Source organism: Zooshikella ganghwensis DSM 15267, from assembly GCF_000428585.1.
In the GTDB taxonomy this organism is placed as follows: domain Bacteria; phylum Pseudomonadota; class Gammaproteobacteria; order Pseudomonadales; family Zooshikellaceae; genus Zooshikella; species Zooshikella ganghwensis.
Window position 1 is genome coordinate 1 of the sequence record NZ_AUAF01000085.1, and the last position, 21436, is coordinate 21436.

33 protein-coding genes and 1 pseudogene are annotated in these 21436 nt (G+C 45.0%); 32 read left to right on the top strand and 2 right to left on the bottom strand.

Annotation, left to right across the window (positions count from 1 at the left end):
* From tuf to rplQ, 29 genes are all read left to right on the top strand, one after another.
* The coding region (gene tuf / locus F607_RS0116650) for an elongation factor Tu (RefSeq protein ID WP_027708999.1) at positions 1 to 1047 on the top strand (1047 nt) is incomplete at its 5' end.
* Between the two features lie 167 nt (positions 1048 to 1214).
* Positions 1215 to 1526 carry a 30S ribosomal protein S10 gene (gene rpsJ, locus F607_RS0116655; RefSeq protein ID WP_027709000.1) on the top strand — a complete coding sequence of 104 codons (312 nt, stop codon included), beginning with the start codon at positions 1215 to 1217 and terminating at the stop codon, positions 1524 to 1526.
* A gap of 106 nt (positions 1527 to 1632) precedes the next feature.
* Positions 1633 to 2283 (top strand): 50S ribosomal protein L3, encoded by a 651-nt coding sequence (gene rplC / locus F607_RS0116660; protein ID WP_027709001.1) that lies wholly within the window; start codon positions 1633 to 1635, stop codon positions 2281 to 2283.
* A gap of 14 nt (positions 2284 to 2297) precedes the next feature.
* Complete coding sequence (gene rplD, locus F607_RS0116665) at positions 2298 to 2900, top strand: 50S ribosomal protein L4 (RefSeq protein WP_027709002.1); 603 nt, start codon at positions 2298 to 2300, stop codon at positions 2898 to 2900.
* Entirely contained in the window at positions 2897 to 3193 is a 297-nt protein-coding gene (gene rplW / locus F607_RS0116670; RefSeq protein WP_027709003.1) for a 50S ribosomal protein L23, read from the top strand. Before rplD ends, rplW begins: the two co-directional genes overlap by 4 nt.
* 14 nt (positions 3194 to 3207) lie before the next feature.
* Positions 3208 to 4029 carry a 50S ribosomal protein L2 gene (rplB, locus tag F607_RS0116675; protein WP_027709004.1) on the top strand — a complete coding sequence of 274 codons (822 nt, stop codon included), beginning with the start codon at positions 3208 to 3210 and terminating at the stop codon, positions 4027 to 4029.
* Positions 4030 to 4057: 28 nt separating this feature from the next.
* Complete coding sequence (gene rpsS / locus F607_RS0116680) at positions 4058 to 4336, top strand: 30S ribosomal protein S19 (protein WP_027709005.1); 279 nt, start codon at positions 4058 to 4060, stop codon at positions 4334 to 4336.
* 6 nt (positions 4337 to 4342) lie between these two features.
* A complete protein-coding gene (rplV, locus tag F607_RS0116685) occupies positions 4343 to 4681 on the top strand; it encodes a 50S ribosomal protein L22 (RefSeq protein WP_431722382.1) in 339 nt (112 codons plus the stop codon).
* Positions 4682 to 4690: 9 nt separating this feature from the next.
* A complete protein-coding gene (gene rpsC, locus F607_RS0116690) occupies positions 4691 to 5377 on the top strand; it encodes a 30S ribosomal protein S3 (protein WP_027709007.1) in 687 nt (228 codons plus the stop codon).
* 11 nt (positions 5378 to 5388) lie between these two features.
* Complete coding sequence (gene rplP, locus F607_RS0116695; protein ID WP_027709008.1) at positions 5389 to 5802, top strand: 50S ribosomal protein L16; 414 nt, start codon at positions 5389 to 5391, stop codon at positions 5800 to 5802.
* Positions 5802 to 6002 (top strand): 50S ribosomal protein L29, encoded by a 201-nt coding sequence (gene rpmC, locus F607_RS0116700; RefSeq protein WP_027709009.1) that lies wholly within the window; start codon positions 5802 to 5804, stop codon positions 6000 to 6002. The genes rplP and rpmC overlap by 1 nt, the downstream gene beginning before the upstream one ends.
* A complete protein-coding gene (gene rpsQ, locus F607_RS0116705) occupies positions 5995 to 6261 on the top strand; it encodes a 30S ribosomal protein S17 (RefSeq protein ID WP_027709010.1) in 267 nt (88 codons plus the stop codon). Before rpmC ends, rpsQ begins: the two co-directional genes overlap by 8 nt.
* A 49-nt stretch (positions 6262 to 6310) precedes the next feature.
* A complete protein-coding gene (gene rplN / locus F607_RS0116710; protein WP_027709011.1) occupies positions 6311 to 6679 on the top strand; it encodes a 50S ribosomal protein L14 in 369 nt (122 codons plus the stop codon).
* Positions 6680 to 6693: 14 nt separating this feature from the next.
* Entirely contained in the window at positions 6694 to 7008 is a 315-nt protein-coding gene (gene rplX / locus F607_RS0116715) for a 50S ribosomal protein L24 (RefSeq protein ID WP_027709012.1), read from the top strand.
* 18 nt (positions 7009 to 7026) lie between these two features.
* Complete coding sequence (gene rplE / locus F607_RS0116720) at positions 7027 to 7566, top strand: 50S ribosomal protein L5 (RefSeq protein ID WP_027709013.1); 540 nt, start codon at positions 7027 to 7029, stop codon at positions 7564 to 7566.
* A 12-nt stretch (positions 7567 to 7578) separates the two neighbouring features.
* The gene (gene rpsN / locus F607_RS0116725) at positions 7579 to 7884 is read left to right on the top strand and encodes a 30S ribosomal protein S14 (RefSeq protein ID WP_027709014.1); all 306 of its coding nucleotides are present in this window, start codon (positions 7579 to 7581) and stop codon (positions 7882 to 7884) included.
* 31 nt (positions 7885 to 7915) lie between these two features.
* Positions 7916 to 8308 (top strand): 30S ribosomal protein S8, encoded by a 393-nt coding sequence (rpsH, locus tag F607_RS0116730; protein WP_027709015.1) that lies wholly within the window; start codon positions 7916 to 7918, stop codon positions 8306 to 8308.
* A gap of 12 nt (positions 8309 to 8320) precedes the next feature.
* Positions 8321 to 8854, top strand: coding sequence for a 50S ribosomal protein L6 (gene rplF, locus F607_RS0116735; protein WP_027709016.1), 534 nt, complete (start codon positions 8321 to 8323; stop codon positions 8852 to 8854).
* Positions 8855 to 8868: 14 nt separating this feature from the next.
* A complete protein-coding gene (gene rplR / locus F607_RS0116740; protein ID WP_027709017.1) occupies positions 8869 to 9219 on the top strand; it encodes a 50S ribosomal protein L18 in 351 nt (116 codons plus the stop codon).
* A gap of 10 nt (positions 9220 to 9229) precedes the next feature.
* The gene (rpsE, locus tag F607_RS0116745; protein WP_027709018.1) at positions 9230 to 9733 is read left to right on the top strand and encodes a 30S ribosomal protein S5; all 504 of its coding nucleotides are present in this window, start codon (positions 9230 to 9232) and stop codon (positions 9731 to 9733) included.
* Between the two features lie 4 nt (positions 9734 to 9737).
* Complete coding sequence (gene rpmD / locus F607_RS0116750; protein ID WP_027709019.1) at positions 9738 to 9926, top strand: 50S ribosomal protein L30; 189 nt, start codon at positions 9738 to 9740, stop codon at positions 9924 to 9926.
* Positions 9927 to 9928: 2 nt separating this feature from the next.
* A complete protein-coding gene (gene rplO / locus F607_RS0116755; protein WP_027709020.1) occupies positions 9929 to 10363 on the top strand; it encodes a 50S ribosomal protein L15 in 435 nt (144 codons plus the stop codon).
* Positions 10364 to 11722 (top strand): preprotein translocase subunit SecY, encoded by a 1359-nt coding sequence (gene secY, locus F607_RS0116760; protein WP_027709021.1) that lies wholly within the window; start codon positions 10364 to 10366, stop codon positions 11720 to 11722.
* A gap of 26 nt (positions 11723 to 11748) precedes the next feature.
* Entirely contained in the window at positions 11749 to 11865 is a 117-nt protein-coding gene (rpmJ, locus tag F607_RS33635) for a 50S ribosomal protein L36 (RefSeq protein WP_084611293.1), read from the top strand.
* Between the two features lie 153 nt (positions 11866 to 12018).
* On the top strand, positions 12019 to 12375 hold the full coding sequence (gene rpsM, locus F607_RS0116765; protein ID WP_027709022.1) for a 30S ribosomal protein S13: 357 nt from the start codon (positions 12019 to 12021) through the stop codon (positions 12373 to 12375).
* Between the two features lie 63 nt (positions 12376 to 12438).
* Positions 12439 to 12828: a 30S ribosomal protein S11 gene (gene rpsK, locus F607_RS0116770; RefSeq protein ID WP_027709023.1), complete on the top strand. Its 390-nt coding sequence runs from the start codon at positions 12439 to 12441 to the stop codon at positions 12826 to 12828.
* Between the two features lie 18 nt (positions 12829 to 12846).
* Positions 12847 to 13467: a 30S ribosomal protein S4 gene (rpsD, locus tag F607_RS0116775; protein WP_027709024.1), complete on the top strand. Its 621-nt coding sequence runs from the start codon at positions 12847 to 12849 to the stop codon at positions 13465 to 13467.
* A 36-nt stretch (positions 13468 to 13503) separates the two neighbouring features.
* Complete coding sequence (locus F607_RS0116780; protein ID WP_027709025.1) at positions 13504 to 14505, top strand: DNA-directed RNA polymerase subunit alpha; 1002 nt, start codon at positions 13504 to 13506, stop codon at positions 14503 to 14505.
* Positions 14506 to 14551: 46 nt separating this feature from the next.
* Positions 14552 to 14941 (top strand): 50S ribosomal protein L17, encoded by a 390-nt coding sequence (gene rplQ, locus F607_RS0116785; protein ID WP_027709026.1) that lies wholly within the window; start codon positions 14552 to 14554, stop codon positions 14939 to 14941.
* A 69-nt stretch (positions 14942 to 15010) separates the two neighbouring features.
* On the opposite strand, the gene F607_RS0116790 is transcribed toward rplQ, so the two are convergent.
* Together F607_RS0116790 and uvrA are read right to left on the bottom strand one after the other, a co-directional pair.
* A complete protein-coding gene (locus F607_RS0116790) occupies positions 15011 to 15454 on the bottom strand; it encodes a CBS domain-containing protein (RefSeq protein ID WP_038291667.1) in 444 nt (147 codons plus the stop codon).
* Between the two features lie 189 nt (positions 15455 to 15643).
* Positions 15644 to 18469: an excinuclease ABC subunit UvrA gene (gene uvrA / locus F607_RS0116795; protein WP_027709028.1), complete on the bottom strand. Its 2826-nt coding sequence runs from the start codon at positions 18467 to 18469 to the stop codon at positions 15644 to 15646.
* Between the two features lie 202 nt (positions 18470 to 18671).
* On the opposite strand from uvrA, the gene F607_RS0116800 reads away from it, so the two are divergent.
* The 3 genes and pseudogenes from F607_RS0116800 to F607_RS36130 form a co-directional block, all read left to right on the top strand.
* Positions 18672 to 20039 carry an MFS transporter gene (locus F607_RS0116800; protein WP_027709029.1) on the top strand — a complete coding sequence of 456 codons (1368 nt, stop codon included), beginning with the start codon at positions 18672 to 18674 and terminating at the stop codon, positions 20037 to 20039.
* Between the two features lie 16 nt (positions 20040 to 20055).
* Entirely contained in the window at positions 20056 to 20634 is a 579-nt protein-coding gene (ssb, locus tag F607_RS0116805; protein WP_027709030.1) for a single-stranded DNA-binding protein, read from the top strand.
* A 698-nt stretch (positions 20635 to 21332) separates the two neighbouring features.
* A pseudogene (locus F607_RS36130) lies at positions 21333 to 21436 on the top strand (IS982 family transposase); the annotation flags it as partial.

A 21436-nucleotide genomic window follows, 5' to 3' on the forward strand; every position in this document is an offset into this window, starting at 1 on the left:
ATCGATAATGCGCCTGAAGAGCGTGAGCGTGGTATCACTATCTCAACAGCACACGTTGAGTATGATTCTCCAAACCGCCACTATGCTCACGTAGACTGCCCAGGTCACGCCGACTATGTTAAAAACATGATCACCGGTGCTGCGCAAATGGACGGAGCTATCCTGGTTTGTTCTGCTGCAGACGGCCCCATGCCTCAGACGCGTGAGCACATCCTGTTGTCTCGTCAGGTAGGTGTTCCTTACATCGTCGTATTTCTGAACAAAGCAGACATGGTTGACGATGAAGAGTTATTAGAGCTGGTTGAAATGGAAGTGCGTGAACTGTTGAACGAATATGAGTTCCCAGGAGACGACACGCCAATCATTACTGGTTCAGCGTTAATGGCGTTAGAAGGTAAAGATGACAACGAAATGGGTGTTTCTGCAGTGGTTAAGCTGGTAGAAACATTGGATGAGTACATTCCACAGCCAGAGCGTGCCATTGATCAGCCTTTCTTGATGCCAATCGAGGACGTATTCTCAATTTCTGGTCGTGGTACTGTGGTAACAGGCCGTGTTGAGCGTGGTATTGTTAAAGTGGGTGATGAAGTAGAAATCATTGGCCTGCGTGACACCACCAAGACCACAGTAACAGGTGTAGAAATGTTCCGTAAGCTGCTTGACGAAGGTCGTGCAGGTGAGAACGTTGGTGCCTTGTTGCGTGGTACTAAGCGTGATGACGTTGAGCGTGGTCAAGTATTGGCTATCCCAGGTTCTATTACGCCACACACTAAGTTCGAGTCAGAAGTTTACGTACTAAGTAAAGAAGAGGGTGGACGTCATACTCCATTCTTCAAAGGCTATCGCCCACAGTTTTACTTCCGTACCACTGACGTAACAGGTGCATGTGAGTTGCCAGAAGGCGTTGAGATGGTAATGCCTGGTGACAACGTGCAAATGAAAGTGACATTGATTGCACCGATTGCGATGGAAGATGGTCTACGTTTTGCGATCCGTGAAGGTGGCCGTACTGTTGGTGCGGGTGTTGTTGCTAAGATTATCGAATAACAACACTACTTTTTAACAGTAAAAAATCTATAAGAGGCTCCGCCAAGGGCGGGGCCTCTTATTGTGTATGCTTGACAGAGTGATGTTGCGAAAGTAGAATTTTGCCTCCTTTTGCTATGACAACATCGTGTGTCTAGTGTAGTTCTTTATTCTGGAGTTTTGATCAAATGCAAAGTCAGCAAATCCGTATTCGTTTGAAAGCGTTTGATCACCGCCTGATAGATGTCTCCACCCAGGAAATTGTTGAAACAGCAAAGCGTACTGGGGCCCAGGTGCGTGGTCCGATCCCATTGCCTACGAAAAAAGAGCGCTTTACTGTGCTCATTTCTCCTCACGTGAATAAAGACGCGCGTGACCAATATGAAATTCGCACCCATAAGCGACTTTTAGATATCGTTGAACCAACTGATAAGACTGTTGATGCGCTAATGAAGCTAGATCTAGCTGCAGGCGTAGAAGTTCAGATCAGTCTGGGTTAACCACGAAACATCGGGTGTACATTCCACTGGGTGCGCAACTTAGTGTAACGCTCTGAAATGGGCGGCCATAGTGGGTAATAGCCCCGTACACATGAGAGGTTTAATCATGACTATTGGTTTAGTCGGAAAGAAATGCGGTATGACGCGCATTTTTACCGAAGATGGTGCCTCTGTGCCTGTCACGGTAATTGAAGTTGATCCTAACCGCGTCACACAGGTTAAAACAGTAGATACTGACGGCTATTCAGCAGTTCAGGTAACTACTGGTAGTAAGCGTGAGCGTAAGCGCCCTGGTCGCGGCTTGAATAGTGCTGAAAAAGGCCTGTTTGCGAAAGCTGGTGTTGAAGCTGGCGTAGGTCTTTGGGAATTCCGCACTGAAGGTGAAGAAGTCAATGTTGGTGATCAAATCAAGGTTGACCTTTTTCAGGCAGGACAGAAGGTTGACGTAAGTGGTCAGTCCAAAGGTAAAGGTTTTGCTGGCACAGTAAAGCGTTGGAACTTTGCAACTCAAGATGCAACCCACGGTAACTCATTGTCTCACCGTGCGCCTGGTTCAATCGGTCAGTGTCAAACGCCTGGTCGCGTGTTCAAAGGCAAAAAGATGGCTGGCCACATGGGTAATCGCCGTGTGACAGTTCAGTCTTTAGAGGTTGTTCGAGTTGATGCTGAGCGCAACCTGCTTCTAATTAAAGGTGCAGTTCCTGGTGCTACCGGTGCTCAGGTTATTGTTCGACCAGCAGTCAAATCTGGTGCCTGAGGGGGGTTGAACTCATGGATTTAAATGTAACAGGTGCAGGTACGATTCAAGTTTCAGATCTTACTTTTGCAGCTGAATTTAACGAAACATTAGTACATCAGGCTGTTGTTGCGTATCTAGCTGGTGCTCGTCAAGGCACTCGTGCGCAAAAAACTCGCTCTGAAGTAAGTGGTGGTGGTCGCAAACCATGGCGGCAGAAAGGTACTGGTCGTGCACGTGCTGGTACAATTCGCAGCCCGATTTGGCGTTCTGGTGGTGTAACATTTGCTGCTAAGCCACAGAATCACGAGCAAAAACTGAACAAGAAAATGTATCGTGCAGCGATGCGTTCTATTCTTTCAGAACTTGTTCGTCAAGAGCGTCTGGTTGTTGTAGAAAACTTTGAAGTTTCAGCGCCAAAAACCAAAGAATTGGTAGCCAAGCTGAAAGAGCTGAATGCTGGCAATGTATTGATCGTAACTGAAGATGTAGATCAAAACTTGTATCTGGCTGCACGCAACGTCCCTCATGTGGATGTCAGTGATGCGATGGCTGCAAATCCAGTCAGCATGATTGCCTATGAAAAGGTTATCGTTACAGTTGCTGCGCTGAAGAAATTCGAGGAGATGCTGGGATGAACCAGGAAAGAGTATTTAAAGTACTGCTTGGTCCACACATTTCCGAAAAGGCAACTGTCTTAGCGGAAAATAACGGTCAGTACGTTTTCCGTGTGGCAAAAGACGCGACTAAGCGTGAAGTTAAGAAAGCAGTTGAATCACTGTTTGACGTGAAGGTCAAGTCAATTCAGACGCTTAATACTAAAGGTAAAACTAAGCGCACTATTCATGGCTTAGGTAAGCGTCCTGACTGGAAGAAAGCATATGTTCGTCTGGAGCAAGGTCAAGAAATTGACTTTGTAGACGCTGAGTAAGGGGAGTGTAAGGTATGCCGATTCAAAAATGTAAACCTACTTCTCCTGGCCGTCGCTTTGTTGTAAACGTAGTCAATCCTGATTTGCACAAAGGTGCACCTTATGCGCCTTTGGTAGAAAAGAAAAGTAAAACGGGTGGCCGTAACAATAATGGCCGTATTACTACCCGTCATCGTGGTGGTGGCCATAAGCATCACTACCGTATGGTCGACTTCCGTCGCAATAAGGATGGCATCCCAGGAGTTGTTGAGCGCTTAGAGTATGATCCAAACCGGACTGCTTATATTGCGCTTGTGAAATATCTTGACGGTGAACGCCGTTATATCATTGCACCAAAAGGTCTGAAGCAAGGTGATCAGGTTGTTTCTGGTGCTGATGCTCCGATCAAAGCAGGTAACACCTTACCGCTACGGAATATTCCTGTAGGTAGTGTTATTCACTGTATTGAAATGAAGCCTGGCAAAGGTGCGCAGATTGCTCGTAGTGCTGGTGCATCTGTACAGCTTGTGGCTCGTGAAGGTAGCTATGTAACTGTACGTCTTCGCTCTGGCGAAATGCGTAAGATTCTTGCTGACTGCCGTGCCACATTAGGTGAAGTATCCAACAGTGAGCACAACCTGCGTTCTTTGGGTAAAGCGGGTGCCAAGCGCTGGCGTGGTATTCGTCCAACAGTTCGCGGTGTTGCGATGAACCCTGTTGATCACCCTCATGGTGGTGGTGAAGGTCGTACCTCTGGTGGCCGTCATCCAGTTTCTCCATGGGGTCTACCCACTAAGGGCCGTAAAACTCGTAGTAATAAGCGTACTGATAAGCTTATTGTGCGTCGTCGCGGTTAAACAGGTTAGCTAAAGAGGATACGACACCGTGCCACGTTCATTAAAAAAAGGTCCATTTGTAGACCTTCATTTATTGAAGAAGGTTGAGGACGCTGTAGAGAAAGGTGACAAGCGTCCAATTAAAACATGGTCACGTCGCTCGATGATTATTCCGCAAATGGTGGGTTTAACCGTTGCGGTACATAATGGTCGTCAGCATGTACCTGTCTTTGTTACAGAAGACATGGTTGGACATAAACTCGGCGAATTTGCTGCCACTCGCACTTATCGTGGTCATGCAGCAGATAAGAAAGCCAAGCGTAGGTAAGGGGTTATCAAGATGGAAGTAGCTGCTAAGCATAAAGGCGCTAACATATCTGCCCAGAAAGCCCGTTTGGTTGCTGACCAGATTCGCGGAAAATCGGTAGATGAAGCGCTTAATATTTTGGCCTTCAGTCCTAAAAAGGCAGCAATGCTATTTAAGAAAGTGCTTGAGTCGGCAGTTGCCAACGCTGAGCACAATGAAGGTGCGGATATCGATGAGCTGAAAGTTTCCACTGTCTTTGTAGACGAGGGAACTACGCTCAAACGAATTCGCCCACGTGCTAAAGGCCGTGCTGACCGCATATTGAAGCGGACTTGCCATATCACGGTTAAAGTTGCTGAGAAATAGGGGTCAGTCATGGGTCAGAAAGTACATCCAACTGGGATTCGTTTAGGCATCGTAAAAGACCATACTTCTGTATGGTATGCCGAAGGAACTGAATACTCGGACAAGCTAATCACTGATTTGCAAGTCCGTGCACGTATTCAAAAGAAGCTGAAAAATGCCTCTGTTAGCCGCGTCGAAATTCAGCGTCCAGCGCAGAGTGCTCGTATTACCATCCATACCGCTCGTCCAGGCATTGTGATTGGTAAAAAAGGTGAAGATGTTGAGAAGCTACGCCAGGAAGTTTCTGGTGCGATGGGCATTCCTGTTCATATCAACATTGAAGAAATTCGCAAGCCAGAACTTGATGCAATGTTGGTAGCACAAAGTGTTGCCAACCAGCTTGAGCGCCGTGTGATGTTCCGTCGTGCTATGAAGCGTGCGGTACAAAATGCTATGCGTTTAGGTGCGAAAGGCATCAAGATTCAAATCAGCGGTCGCCTGGGTGGTGCAGAAATCGCACGTACTGAATGGTATCGAGAAGGTCGTGTACCACTGCATACGCTTCGTGCAGATATTGATTATGCAACTTACGAAGCACACACCACATATGGTGTATTGGGCGTTAAAGTTTGGATTTTCAAAGGCGAGGTTATTGGTGGCCAACGTGAAGACGAGAAGCCAGCTAGTAAACCCGCTAAGAAAAAAGCTGCTAAATAAGGGGTACTTCGATGCTGCAACCAAAGCGTACGAAGTTTAGGAAGCAACAGAAGGGCCGCAATCGTGGGCTAGCTCTTCGAGGCTCAAAAGTAAGCTTCGGTGAATATGCTTTAAAAGCGACTGGTCGTGGTCGCATTACTGCACGCCAAATTGAGGCTGCACGTCGTGCCATGACTCGTCACATCAAGCGTGGTGGTAAAATCTGGATCCGTATTTTCCCAGACAAGCCAATCACTCAAAAACCGCTGGAGGTGCGCCAGGGTAAAGGTAAGGGTAGCGTTGAATACTGGGTATGCCAGATTCAGCCTGGTCGTGTTCTTTACGAGATGGAAGGTGTTTCTGAAGAACTGGCACGTGAAGCTTTCGCATTAGCGGCAGCTAAACTACCCGTTGAAACAACTTTCGTTAAGCGGACGGTGATGTAATGAAAGTACAAGAGCTACGTGAGAAATCACCCGAGGAGCTGCGTGAACAGCTTCACTCACTGTTGCGCGACCAGTTCAACTACCGTATGCAAAAGGCCGTTGGCCAGCTTACGCAGACCCATCTGCTGAAACAGGTTCGTCGCGACATCGCACGGGTTAAAACAGTGCTAACTGAGCAGGTAGGTAAGAGCAATGGCTGAGCAAGAAAGTAAAGGCCGTACCCTGAGCGGTCGGGTGGTGAGCAACAAGATGGATAAAACCATCACTGTAATGATTGAGCGCCAGGTTAAGCACCCTATTTATGGGAAATACCAGAAGCGCTCAACGAAGTTACATGCTCATGACGCTAATAATGAGTGTCAAATTGGTGATTTGGTAACCATCAAAGAAGTCAGACCTTTGTCTAAGACTAAGGCGTTTTCTCTGGTTTCTATTGATGAGCGGGCAACACAGGTTTAATTCAATTAGCCTCAACGCCTAGCGTAAAACATGAGGTTGGAGAAAGCACATGATTCAGGCACAAACCATGCTCGATGTGGCTGATAACAGCGGTGCACGTCGGGTAATGTGTATCAAGGTTTTAGGTGGTTCTCACCGCCGTTATGCCAATATCGGTGACATCATCAAAGTGACTGTCAAGGAAGCAATTCCTCGAGGCAAGGTCAAAAAGGGCCAGGTGATGAACGCTGTTGTAGTGCGCACTAAAAAAGGTGTGCGTCGTCAGGATGGCTCATTGATTCGTTTCGATGGCAATGCAGCAGTTTTGCTGAATAATCAGCAGCAGCCAATTGGTACTCGTATTTTTGGGCCTGTAACTCGTGAGCTGCGCTCTGAGCAGTTTATGAAAATTATTTCTTTAGCACCTGAAGTGCTATAAGGAGGGGCCCAGCGATGCGTAAGATCAGAAGTGGTGATGAAGTCATCGTAATTGCCGGTAAAGATAAAGGTAAGCGCGGCAAGGTAATGACCGTAAAACCAGACAACAAGTTGATTGTTTCTGGTATTAATATGGTCAAGCGCCATACAAAGCCAAACCCAATGCTGAATCGTCCCGGCGGTATTGTCGAGAAAGAAGCGGCGATTCACGTTTCTAATGTTGCGATCTTTAATTCAGAGACCAACAAGGCTGATCGGGTGGGCTTTGAAGGTGAAGGCAAAGAAAAACGCCGTATCTTCAAATCTACTGGCAAGCCTGTAAATGCCTAAGGCAGGATAGGTTGAACAATGGCTAGATTACACGAAAAGTACAAGAGTGAAATCGTACCCCAGCTACAAGAGCAGTTTGGGTATAAGAACATTCATGAAGTACCGAAAATCACTAAGATCACCCTGAACATGGGTGTTGGTGAAGCGGTTGGTGACAAAAAAGTCATCGAAAATGCAGTTGCAGATATGGTCAAGATTGCTGGACAAAAGCCAGTTGTCACTAAAGCACGTAAATCTGTTGCTGGATTTAAAATTCGTCAGGGTTGGCCGATTGGTGTAAAGGTTACCCTACGTAAGCAAAGAATGTATGAATTTCTGGATCGCTTAGTATCCGTTGCATTGCCTCGTGTCCGTGACTTCCGTGGTTTAAGCCCTAAGTCATTTGACGGTCGTGGTAACTACAGCATGGGTGTTAAAGAGCAAATTATCTTCCCAGAGATTGAGTACGATAAAATTGACACCTTGCGTGGTCTGGATATTACGCTGACCACCACTGCTAAGACCGACGAAGAAGGGCGCGCTTTACTGAAAGCGTTTAACTTCCCGTTTAAAGGTTAATAGGGCGGGGTTATGGCAAAAGTATCAATGAAACAGCGCGAACTAAAGCGCATCCGTACAGTAGCCAAGTACGCTGAAAAGCGTGCCAAAATTAAAGCGGTTTTGGCTGACGTAAACGCAACGGAAGAACAAAAGTGGGAAGCACAAATGGCGCTGCAAAAGTTGCCACGTAATGCTAGCCCCATTCGTGTTCGTAACCGCTGCCGTGTCACTGGTCGTCCACATGGCTACTATAGAAAATTTGGTTTAAGCCGGATTAAGTTACGTGAAGCTGCAATGCGTGGTGATGTTCCAGGCTTGGTTAAAGCAAGCTGGTAGTGCGTAATTTAATTCGAGGAGACGTTTAGACATGAGTATGCAGGACCCGTTGGCAGATATGCTAACTCGTATCCGTAATGCCCAAATGGCAGAAAAAGCTTCTGTCAGTATGCCATCGTCCAAAATTAAAGTGGCTGTTGCCAAAGTATTAAAAGACGAAGGTTATATCACTGGTTATGCGGTTGAAGGTGAAGCCAAGCCAGTACTGAGCATTGAGCTGAAGTACTTTAATGGCAAGCCTGTTATTGAAGAGCTTAAGCGTGTGAGCCGTCCAGGCTTGCGTGCCTACACTGGAAAAGAAACACTGCCAAAAATCAATGGTGGCTTGGGTGTAGCGATTGTCTCCACTAATAAAGGTGTGATGACTGATCGTGCTGCTCGCGCTGCTGGTATTGGCGGTGAAATTCTCTGCACCGTATTTTAAGGGAGGGTTAAGATGTCTCGAGTCGCTAAAAACCCTGTTGTTATCCCTAACGGTGTAGAAGTTAAGCTGGATAATCGCCACATCACTGTAAAAGGTTCCAAAGGTTCTTTGGAAATGAGCCTGCACCACAGTGTTGAAGTCAATCAGGCAGATGGCAGTTTAACCTTTGCAGCCCGTGATGGTGCAAAGCACTCTCGTGCAATGGCAGGTACTACGCGTGCGCTGGTAGCTAATATGGTTACTGGTGTCAGTAATGGTTTTGAGAAAAAGTTACAGCTGATTGGTGTTGGTTATCGTGCTCAGGCCAAAGGCAAATCCCTAAACCTAACACTTGGCTTCTCACATCCTGTTGATTACCAATTGCCTGAAGGTGTTCAAGCTGAAACGCCTTCGCAAACGGAAATTGTTCTCAAAGGGATCGATAAACAGCTGGTTGGACAAGTTGCCGCAGAAATTCGCGATTTCCGTCGCCCTGAGCCTTATAAAGGTAAAGGTATTCGTTACGCGGATGAACATGTTCACCGTAAAGAAGCGAAGAAAAAGTAAGGTAGGGCATTGATATGAGCGTAAAGAAAGAATCAAGACTCCGTCGCGCCCTTCAAGCTCGCCTGAAAATGCGTGAGCTCAAGGCAACTCGCTTATGTATACATCGTTCTGGACAGCACATGTATGCGCAAGTGATTTCTCCAGAAGGGGATAAAGTACTGGTTTCTGCGTCAACTTTAGATAAAGACCTTCGCAGTACCACTACAAGTAATGTTGAAGCAGCGAAAAAGGTCGGTGCATTAGTTGCCGAGCGTGCTAAAGCTGCAGGTATAACTAAGGTAGCGTTCGATCGCTCTGGTTTTAAATACCATGGTCGTGTTAAGGCGTTAGCTGACGCTGCACGCGAAGCTGGGTTGGAATTCTAAGGGTAGACGCATGGCTAACAACGAACGTAAGAGCGACGAAGGTTACATTGAAAAGCTGGTTCAGGTTAACCGCGTTGCTAAGGTAGTCAAAGGTGGTCGTATCTTTGGCTTTACCGCGTTGACAGTGGTCGGCGATGGTAAAGGCAAGGTTGGCTTTGGACGTGGTAAGGCACGTGAAGTGCCAATCGCTATTCAAAAAGCGATGGAAGCTGCACGTCGTAACATGATTCAAGTTGATCTGGATGGCACCACATTACAGTATCCAGTAAAAGCACGGCATGGCGCTTCTAAAGTGTTCATGCAGCCTGCCTCTGAAGGTACGGGTGTTATTGCTGGTGGTGCAATGCGTGCAGTGCTTGAAGTAGCAGGCGTGCAAAACGTATTGGCAAAATGTTATGGCTCTACAAATCCTGTGAACGTAGTTCAAGCAACCTTTAAAGGTTTGCGTGACATGCGTTCTCCGGATGATGTTGCAGCCAAGCGTGGTAAGTCTGTTGAGGAAATTCTGGGATAAGACAATGGCAGAAGCTAAACGTATTAAAGTGACGCTTGTCCGTAGTACGAACGGTCGCCTTGCCAGTCATAAAGCCTGTGTTTCTGGACTGGGCTTGCGACGCATTGGTCACACCGTTGACGTTGAAGACACACCTTCCGTACGCGGCATGATTAACAAAGTATCTTACTTGGTACGAGTGGAAGGAGAATAATCATGCATCTGAATTCTCTTAAGCCCGCACCTGGCAGCCGCAAAACCGGTAAGCGCGTTGGTCGTGGTATTGGTAGTGGCTTGGGCAAAACTGGTGGTCGTGGCCACAAAGGTTTGAAGTCCCGCTCAGGTGGTACGGTTAAGCCTGGATTCGAAGGCGGTCAGCAGCCATTACAGCGCCGACTGCCCAAGTTTGGCTTTACTTCCCGTAAGGCTTTGTACACGGCTGAAGTTCGCTTAAACGAACTTGCTAAAATTGACGCTGAAGTAATTGATTTGCAAGCATTACGTGCAGCAAATATCATCAGTGCCAATGTAAAACGTGTTAAAGTTATTCTTTCTGGTGAGATCACCACAGCTAAAACTGTTAAAGGTTTAGCTATGACTAAAGGTGCTCGCGCCGCAATTGAAGCAGCTGGTGGTAAAGTCGAGGACTAAATGGCTAAACAAGGATCACTCCCTGGTGGAACACAAAGTGGTTTGACCGAGCTTTGGGCAAGGCTCCGCTTTGTATTATTGGCGATCATTGTGTACCGCATTGGGGCGCATATTCCTGTTCCAGGAATAAACCCGGATACGCTAGCGCAAATGTTCAGTCAAAACGAGGGTACTATCCTTAGCCTTTTTAATATGTTCTCAGGTGGTGCCTTGGAGCGCATGTCTGTGTTAGCTCTAGGCATCATGCCGTATATTTCAGCTTCCATCATTATGCAGCTGTTGACTGTTGTCAGTCCCCAGTTGGAACAGCTTAAAAAGGAAGGTGAAGCTGGTCGACGCAAGATTAGTCAATACACCCGCTATGGCACAGTGCTACTGGCAACCATTCAAGGGTTTGGTATCTCTGTAAGCCTTGCAAACCAAGGTGTTACTTACTCCACTGATTTTGGGTTTTATTTTACTGCAGTAACAACTTTTGTTACTGGTGCTGTCTTCTTGATGTGGCTTGGAGAACAGGTTACTGAGAGAGGTATTGGTAATGGTATTTCGATCCTAATTTTTGCGGGTATAGTTGCTGGATTGCCGAGTGCAATTGGGCAGGCATTTGAGTCTGCTAGACAAGGTAATTTAGATATCTTGGTGTTATTGATAGTGGCGTTGATTGCAATTGTCGTGATTGGTTTTGTAGTGTTTGTCGAGCGTGGTCAACGACGTATTACAGTTAACTATGCTAAGCGCCAACATGGCCGAAAAGTCTTTGCGGCACAATCAAGTCATCTTCCATTAAAAGTAAATATGGCTGGTGTTATTCCAGCTATTTTTGCCAGCAGTATTTTGCTGTTTCCAGCATCTATAGCGCAGTGGTTTGGTACTGGAGCTACAGATGCAGCAGGAGATGAGAGCTGGGCACTAAGCTGGTTACAGGATGTTGCTCATGCAATTAGTCCTGGGCAACCACTAAATATTATTCTGTTTTCAGCTGGGATTATATTCTTCTGTTTCTTCTATACTGCACTTGTCTTTAATCCAAAGGAAGTGTCTGATAACTTGAAGCGTTCAGGAGCGTATATTCCTGGTATACGGCCTGGTGAACAATCTGCACGCTACATTGATGGCGTGTTAACACGCTTAACGATGTTTGGTGCTTTGTACATGACTACAGTGTGCTTACTACCTCAGTTTTTGAATGTTGCTTGGAATGTACCATTCTACCTGGGTGGAACGTCATTGCTAATTGTTGTGGTTGTGGTTATGGACTTTATGTCTCAAGTACAGTCACACTTAATGTCGCACCAATATGAGTCGTTAATGAAAAAATCAAATCTTAAGGGTTTTGGCAGCGGTGGACTGTTGCGTTAACTCTGCCGGTTGATTTGGAGAAAGCTATGAAAGTACGTGCATCTGTAAAAAAGATATGCCGTAACTGTAAAATTATCCGCCGTAAAGGTGCGGTAAGGGTAATTTGCAGTGCTGAACCGCGCCATAAACAGCGTCAGGGCTAAGGAATACCAGCTTTTATAAGTTAACCGCCCAGCTAATTAATTAGCTGGGCGGTTGATTTATTGATCAGCAAACGGTATGCTGTTGCGCCTTTCGCGGATGGTGTATTTCGTTTGATAAAGAGCATAGCGCTCGATGGGATTGGAGTAGATTGAATGGCCCGTATTGCAGGCGTCAATATTCCAGATAACAAACATGCTGTTATCTCCCTGACCTATATCTTTGGTATAGGCAGACCAACAGCTCAGAAAATTCTTGCTGATGCGGGTATTGATCCAGCTAGCAAAGTAAAAGATCTGAGCGAAGACCAAATAGAGGTTTTGCGTACAAAAGTCGCTGAGCACACTACTGAAGGTGACTTGCGTCGTGAAATCAATATGAATATTAAAAGGTTAATGGATCTAGGTTGCTACCGTGGTTTACGCCACCGCCGTAGTTTACCTGTACGTGGGCAGCGTACTAAGACAAATGCCCGCACTCGTAAAGGTCCTCGCAAACCTATTCGTAAGTAAGTATCTGCTCTAAGAAAAGTTTCTTAGTTGCAGCAGGTATAGCATAGACAGGACATATCTGATATGGCAAAGCCAGGTACTCGTTCACGTAAGAAAGTAAAAAAGACGGTGGTTGATGGGGTAGCCCACATCCACGCGTCTTTTAACAATACGATCGTGACCATTACCGATCGTCAAGGCAACACCTTGGCATGGGCAACCGCTGGAGGTTCCGGCTTCCGCGGTTCACGTAAAAGCACACCTTTTGCTGCGCAGGTTGCAGCAGAAAGAGCTGGCCAAGCTGCTGCTGAGTACGGTCTGAAGAATCTTGATGTCTGTGTTAAAGGCCCTGGTCCAGGACGTGAATCTGCAGTCCGTGCATTAAATGCATGTGGCTACAAGGTTACCAATATTGTGGATGTCACACCGATTCCCCACAATGGTTGTCGTCCACCTAAGAAGCGTCGTGTATAAGGCAGGAGACGAGAAAAAATGGCTAGATATTTAGGTCCTAAGTGTAAGCTGTCTCGTCGTGAAGGCACAGACCTTTTCCTGAAAAGCGGCGTGCGGCCTCACGACTCCAAGTGTCGTGCAGAAACCGCTCCAGGGCAACACGGACAACGTCGCGGTCGTTTATCCGACTACGGTCTTCAGTTGCGTGAAAAGCAAAAAGTACGTCGTATGTACGGTTTGCTAGAAAAGCAGTTCCGCAACTACTATAAAAATGCTGATCGTTTAAAAGGAGCTACAGGTGTTAACCTGCTGCAGCTTCTGGAATGTCGCCTAGATAATATCGTTTATCGTATGGGTTTTGGTTCCACTCGTGCAGAAGCTCGCCAGTTGGTCAGCCATAAGGCTGTCATGGTAAATGGTAAGGCAGTTAATATTCCGTCTTATCAGGTTAAGCCGGGTGATGTAGTCGCTATCCGTGAAAAAGCCAAGAACCAACTGCGGATTAATGCCGCTCTAGAACTTGCAAGTCAGCGTGGCTTGGTTGAGTGGGTTGAGGTGGATACCAAGAAGAAAGAAGGGGTATTCAAGGCTCGGCCTGAACGGAGTGAGCTCTCTGCAGACATCAATGAAAACCTCATTGTAGAGCTTTACTCCAAGTAAAGGATAGACAATGGCATCAAGTAGGGTATTACTTCCATGCAGAGTTCGGTAACAGACTTTCTCACACCACGTCACATAGACGTTCAGGAAAACAGCGCAACTCGTGCAAAGGTTACTCTGGAGCCGCTAGAGCGTGGCTTCGGGCATACTTTGGGAAATGCGTTACGTCGTATATTGCTCTCATCGATGCCAGGGTGCGCTATTGTTGAGGCGGAAATAGAGGGCGTTTTACACGAGTATAGTGCCATCGAAGGTGTACAGGAGGACGTTATTGAAATCCTGTTAAACCTTAAAGGTGTTGCTATCAAGATGCATGGTCGTGATGAAGCAGTTCTGAGCCTATCTAAGCAAGGTCTAGGTGTTGTAACTGCAGCAGATATTCAGCTAGATCATGATATCGAAATCGTTAATCCTGATCATGTGATTGCTCACTTGAGTGATGCAGGCTCATTAAATATGAAACTGAAGGTCCGTCGTGGCCGTGGTTACGAGCCTGCTGATGCACGTATCAGTGATGATGATGAAAGTCGCTCTATTGGTAGACTTCAGCTTGATGCCACCTATAGCCCCGTTTTTCGAGTGTCCTACGTTGTTGAAAGCGCTCGTGTTGAGCAACGTACAGACTTAGATAAGTTGGTACTTGATTTAGAAACTGACGGTACTCTGGATCCAGAGGAAGCCATCCGTCGGGCTGCAACAATTCTTCAACAACAATTGGCTGTCTTTGTTGATTTAGAAGGCGACAAAGAACCTGAGCCAGAAGAAATTGAAGAAGAAATCGATCCGATTTTGTTGCGTCCAGTAGATGATCTTGAGCTAACAGTTCGCAGTGCAAATTGCTTGAAAGCTGAGAATATTTACTACATTGGTGACTTAATCCAGCGTACAGAAGTTGAGCTTTTGAAAACCCCTAATTTGGGTAAAAAATCGCTCACAGAAATCAAAGACGTATTGGCTTCTCGAGGTTTGTCTCTTGGCATGCGTCTCGATAACTGGCCTCCCGCTAGCTTAAAAAATGACGATAAGGTTTCTGCCTAGCGTCACTGAATAGCCAAGCAAAGCAAGTTTGGTAAGGAATTGAGTTATGCGTCATCGAAAGAGTGGTAGAAAGCTAAATCGTAATAGCTCTCACCGCAAAGCCATGTTTCAAAACATGACCTGTTCTTTGGTAGAGCACGAAATTATCAAAACTACATTGCCTAAGGCAAAAGAGCTGCGTCGTGTTGCAGAGCCACTGATTACATTGGCTAAAAACGACTCTGTAGCTAACCGTCGTCTGGCGTTTGATCGTCTGCGCAGTAAAGCTACTGTCGGCAAATTATTTGCCGAGCTGGGTCCTCGTTTTGCTGAGCGTCCAGGTGGGTACATTCGCATCTTGAAGTGCGGTTACCGCCATGGCGACCAAGCACCTATGGCTTATGTTGAGTTGGTTGATCGCCCTGAAGTTCAGGTCGAAGCAGCTGATGAAGAGTAAGCATAATTGAGCCGGGTTTTAAGCCCGGCTTAGTTTTTATATCATCTTTTTCCTATTCTAAAATTATACCTACCCTTCTTTTTCTTCCTGTTCTGTTAAAAGCTCAACAGCAATTCGCACGAAATCAACTGATGTCACAAGACCGATGAGTTTGCCTTGGTCTACGACAGGCAAGCAGCCATATTTTGTTTCTAGAAAGTACTTTCCTGCTTCGGCTAGTGGGAGTTGAGGCTGAACAGTCTCTACATCCTTGGAGCATGCTGACTTAACAGTAACGCCTCTACCAAACGTCCACATATCGACTGAGCCAAAGAGCTTTGCCTGTTGAAAAGCTTCTTTTAATAAGTGCTTCTGGGTAATAACGCCAACGAAGTCACCATTTTCACTAGAGATAACAGGTATGTGACGAATACTATGTTCCGCCATTAGACGGTTAGGTACATCCAAAGAGTCTTTTTCGGTACAACTAATCACATCCTTAATCATAATGTCCGAGATTGTTTTGTAATGCATTATCCTTTCCTGTGTTATCTACAAATGTGCTTTTTTAAAATTATAGTGACTTATTAATACGTAGATACTGCATAAGAAAGAGAAACAGCAGCATCTCTACCTGAGAGCTACTGTTGGAGTTAGGTTTTACTGAGCTTAGAATAAAATTCGTGTTGTAACTGTTTTAAAGACAAGAAAAAAATTAGTTAATTATTTAGCTAGCTGTGTAGATAAAAAACGTCCTGTATGTGAGCCTTTAATGGTGGCGATTTCTTCGGGAGTGCCTGTTGCAATGATTTCACCACCACCATCTCCTCCCTCTGGACCCAAGTCGATAATCCAGTCTGCTGTTTTTATTACATCTAAATTATGTTCAATAATGACAATAGTATTGCCTTGGTCTCGTAAGCGATGTAACACTTCTAGTAGGTGTTTAATGTCGTGGAAATGCAGTCCAGTTGTTGGTTCATCCAGAATGTATAATGTACTTCCGGTATCTCTTTTAGAGAGTTCTTTGGAAAGTTTGACACGCTGAGCTTCACCACCAGATAGCGTTGTGGCATTTTGGCCCAGATGTATATACGACAATCCCACATCAATGAGTGTCTGAAGTTTACGCTTGATTGCTGGAATGGCATTGAAAAAATCAAGTGCTTCCTCGACCGTCATTTCTAACACTTCATGAATATTTTTGCCTTTGTATTTTATTTCTAAGGTTTCACGGTTATAGCGTTTACCTTTACATACTTCGCAAGGAACATAAACATCAGGCAAAAAGTGCATTTCAACTTTAATGACACCATCACCCTGGCAGGCTTCGCAGCGACCCCCTTTGACGTTAAAGCTGAAGCGTCCTACTTTATATCCTCGTGATCGAGCTTCTTGTGTACCTGCAAACAGTTCTCTAATTCCCGTGAAAATACCTGTATAGGTTGCAGGATTTGAGCGTGGGGTTCTACCAATTGGGCTTTGGTCGATATCTATACATTTATCTAAATGCTTAAGTCCTGTGATTCGTTTATAAGGTTCAGGCTTTAATGTGGTTGCCCCATTTAGCTCAGTAGCAACAATAGGGTAAAGCGTATTATTAATAAGTGTGGATTTACCTGAACCTGAAACACCAGTAACGCAGGTCATAAGGCCAAGAGGAATAGTCAAACTGACGTTTTTAAGGTTGTTTCCTGAAGCACCCGAAAGTTTTATTGCATAACTTGAATCTGCAATTACACGCTCTTCTGGGATTTCGATGCACTTTTGGCCAGAAAGATACTGACCTGTTAGAGATTTCTTGTTACTAGTTATTTGTTTTGGAGCACCTTGAGCGACAATTTCACCACCGTGAACTCCTGCGCCTGGGCCAATATCAATCACAAAGTCTGCATGGCGAATGGCGTCTTCATCATGTTCAACCACAATAACGGTATTACCCAGATCTCTTAGGCGTATCAAGGTATTAAGAAGACGCTCATTGTCGCGTTGGTGAAGACCGATTGAAGGTTCATCTAGTATATACATTACGCCAACCAAGCCAGCACCAATCTGGCTGGCAAGGCGAATACGTTGAGCTTCCCCTCCTGATAGTGAGTCTGCACTGCGATCTAGCGTTAAATAGTTAAGGCCGACATTAACTAAAAATTGTAAGCGCTCCCGAATTTCTTTAAGAATTTTGGACGCTACCTCTCCTTTTTGGCCAGGAATTGAAAGCTGTTCGAAGTAATCTAGTGCCTGCTCTACTGGCAGAGCAGCTAAAGCGGGTAGATTATGCTCTTCAATAAACACGTAACGTGAATTGCGCTTCAGTCGCGAGCCATGACATCCAGGACAGGGTTGTACACTGAGAAATTTAGCAAGTTCATCACGTACACTTTGTGAATCTGTGTCCCGATAACGTCGCTCCATGTTAGGAATAATGCCTTCAAAACGGTGAGCTCGATGAATTTTATCACCACGGTCATTAACATAGATGAACTTAATAACTTCATCACCACTACCGTGAAGTATTAAGTTACGTTGTTTTTTGGTGAGCTTGCGAAATGGTGTATCAATATCAAATTGATAATGATTTGCCAGAGAGGTGAGTAGCTGAAAGTAATAAACCGTGCGTCGATCCCAGCCTCGAATCGCTCCTTCGCCTAACGTCAGATCTGGGGAAACAATAATGCGATCTTCATCAAAATACTGTTTAACGCCTAAACCATCACAGCTTTCACATGCACCGGCTGGGTTATTAAATGAAAACATGCGTGGCTCAAGCTCGCTAATGCTATGTCCACAATGAGGGCAAGCAAACCGAGAAGAGAAAATAATATCCTCTAGCTTTTCATCCATGTCGCAGATGACTGCTATGCCATCAGTCAGTTGAGTGGCTGTTTCAAATGATTCAGCGAGACGCAGCTTTAAATCTTCTCTGACTTTAAAGCGATCGACCACTACTTCAATGGTATGTTTTTTGGTTTTAGCAAGTTTAGGGGCATCATCAAGATCAGTCACAATGCCATTAATTCTTGCTCGGACAAAACCTTGTGATTTCAGATCATTAAGTACATGCAAATGTTCGCCCTTTCGGTTTTGTACGATAGGGGCAAGTAGCATCAGTTTGGTTCCTTCAGGTAGTTCCAATACCTGGTCTACCATCTGACTAATAGTCTGAGCCGCTAAGGGTAAATCGTGAGTTGGGCAGCGTGGTGTGCCGGCTCTGGCAAAGAGCAGGCGTAAATAGTCGTATATCTCTGTAATTGTGCCCACTGTAGAGCGTGGGTTATGCGACGTTGATTTCTGTTCAATAGAAATTGCAGGTGATAAGCCTTCAATATGGTCAACATCAGGCTTCTCCATCATGGATAAAAACTGGCGGGCATAAGTAGATAAAGACTCAACATAACGACGCTGCCCTTCAGCATAAAGGGTGTCAAATGCCAGTGAGGACTTTCCTGAGCCAGATAATCCAGTAATGACAATAAGCTTGTCACGAGGAATATCAATATTGATGTTTTTTAAATTATGAGTCCGTGCACCGCGTACGCTAATTTTATCCACTGTAAACATCCCCAGTTTTGTGGCTGAAGTGATGACTAAGTTGCTCAGACTTGAATTACCCAGCAATGTCATTTGTTACATGCTTATGGCAGCGAACAGTTGTACAATGCGCGCTGAGTAAACCGGTATAACAAAATGAATGATTATACTGGATTACCTGTTAATATATACAGTTTTTCTTGTACGGTTAAAGAGGGGATGGATGAGCTCATCTGTCATGAATAAAACTGAGCGTAAGGTCACTTTTTCCCTAGCAGGTGTTTTTGCTATGCGCATGCTGGGTCTATTTATGATTTTGCCTGTTTTAACGGTATATGGTGACCAACTTATTGGAGCAACACCGGCATTACTGGGATTGGCAATGGGGGCCTATGGCGTTACCCAGGCTATTTTGCAAATTCCATTTGGGTTTTTATCTGACCGTGTAGGACGTAAACCCATTATTTTTGCAGGGTTAATACTGCTAATGCTAGGTAGTATTGTGGCGGCAAACTCTGAATCTGTATATGGGGTTATTATAGGGCGTGCATTACAGGGGGCTGGTGCTGTAGCAAGTGCAATTATGGCATTAGTATCTGATTTGACCCGAGAAGAGCAGCGCACCAAAGCAATGGCACTGATAGGCATGAGTATTGGCTTATCATTTTGTATAGCCATGGTGGCTGGTCCTTTGGTCACTCAGTGGTGGGGATTAACAGGACTATTTTCATTTAATGGTTTATTAGCGTTGATTGCTATGGTACTTGTGTGGCGAGTACCCACACCTGTTCAACAGCTGCAGCACCGCGATACTTTTCCTGTAATCAGTGAAATCCGCCAAGTGTTGGCCAATACAGATTTGCTAAGATTAGACTTAGGCATATTTGTGTTGCATTTTGTTTTGATGGCTTTATTTGTTGCATTACCTCTTGCATTAGAACGGTTGGCTGGTTTGCCGAGGGAGCAGCACTGGTGGGTTTATCTTATAACGTTGCTGAGTTCTTTTGTCGCCATGCTGCCATTTATCATCCTGGCAGAGAAAAAAAGAAAATTAAAACCAGTATTTTTAGGAGCCTTATGTCTACTAATTTTCAGTTTAGTTAGCATGCTATGGAGCAGTAATCACTTTACTGGATTGTTATTAAGTATTTTCTTATTTTTCATGGCATTTAATTGGCTTGAAGCGTCATTACCATCAATGGTCAGTAAGTTAGCGCCTGCCGGGAGAAAAGGCACTGCAATAGGTATTTATTCGACCTGCCAGTTTTTAGGTGCAGCACTTGGTGGTATTGCAGGTGGTTTGGTTTATCAGCGCTATGGCTTTACTGGTGTTATCAGTATGGCTGCTTTAGTTGCTGTCATTTGGTGGGTCATTAGTTGGAGTATGACGACGCCACCTTACTTAACAACATTAATGGTTAACTTGAAGCCTGTGAATGATCAATCTGTCGCGGATGTATCTGCAGCACTGTCTGCAATTCATGGCGTGCAAGAAGTTGTGGTGATTGCTGAAGAGCAATCCGCTTATCTTAAAGTCGATCGTGCCCGGCTAGATATGCAGGCCCTACAAGCATTTGAACTTAAGGCTTAATCGTTAGGAGAAACTCATGCGAGGAGTGAATAAAGTCATCCTGGTCGGTAACCTGGGTGCTGATCCGGAAGTACGTTATCTGCCCAATGGTAATGCGGTTACAAATTTAAGTATTGCTACCAGTGAGCAGTGGAAAGATAAGCAGACAGGTCAGCCACAAGAGCGGACTGAATGGCATAGAGTCGTCATGTTTGGTAAATTGGCTGAGGTTGCAGGTCAATATTTACGCAAAGGCTCTAAAGTTTATTTGGAAGGAAAGCTGCAAACACGTAAGTGGCAGGCTCAAGATGGCAGTGATCGCTATACAACAGAAATTGTGGTTGATATTAGCGGACAAATGCAAATGCTGGATAGCCGGCAAGATGGTTCGGGTGCGCCTAACCAAGGCTTTAATAGACAGCAAAACATGCCTCCACAGCAAGGTATGCCAGGTCAACAGCCTCAGCAAAACTTTAATAACCAGCCGCCTATGGGACAGCAGCCTGCTCAACCAATGGGAGGGCAGCAAGTGCCAAATAACCAGCCCCAACCGTCACAAAACACAGCTACAGCTATGGATAATTTTGATGACTTTGATGATGACATTCCGTTTTAAGTGGCTGGTATAAAATATGCTGTACTAGCAGTATTTAGTCAGAGGCTGGCATTGCCAGCCTTTTTCAAAAATTATTTCCCCTTACTCATCTTTTCTTTTAAGAGTATCCCCTGCCAATTTATTCTCTATAAAAAACGCTATATTGGGCTTGTGATGTTGAGAACGAGTTTCAAATCCTGCTAAAAACAAAGTATACAGCTTATATTCGTATACCCCTTTCGAATCATTTTTATATGTATTATTCATAGTGCTTAATCTAATGGAACAGCTAAGCTACTTTTACCAAGAAAAGCTTTCGGGGTTTTATCTCTTGCTGGTAAAGCTGGCCATATAGAGAACTTCATTATGGGTATAAAGATATGAACAATATTAATTATATACAACACTTGTTGCTTATGTGACCGAAAAGATACCTGGGTATTAGTGGTTTGTACGATAGTTTTTGCTTGTGTGGTAGCTGTAGTGCTTAATACTTGTTCATAATAAACGCTGTATACTTCTCTGGTATCATGTACTACTTATGCATCTAATTTTTAAGGTAATATATACCCTTCACGAATGATTTCTAGGTTTTGTTATCTTCACTCCTCACCCCAATCACCTATTAATATAACGCGATGCTCGACTTTTATTAGTTTGAAATGACAACCCCTGACCCCAACCTTTGTTTTGCCGAAACAAATTCAAAGGGACAGGGGATGTCAGTAGAAGAGTTTATCATAGCAGTTTATTGCTGGGTTGATGATACCTTTAATGATTTACTTAAAGGCCAGCGATTACGTGAACGAGGGACTATGCCTTC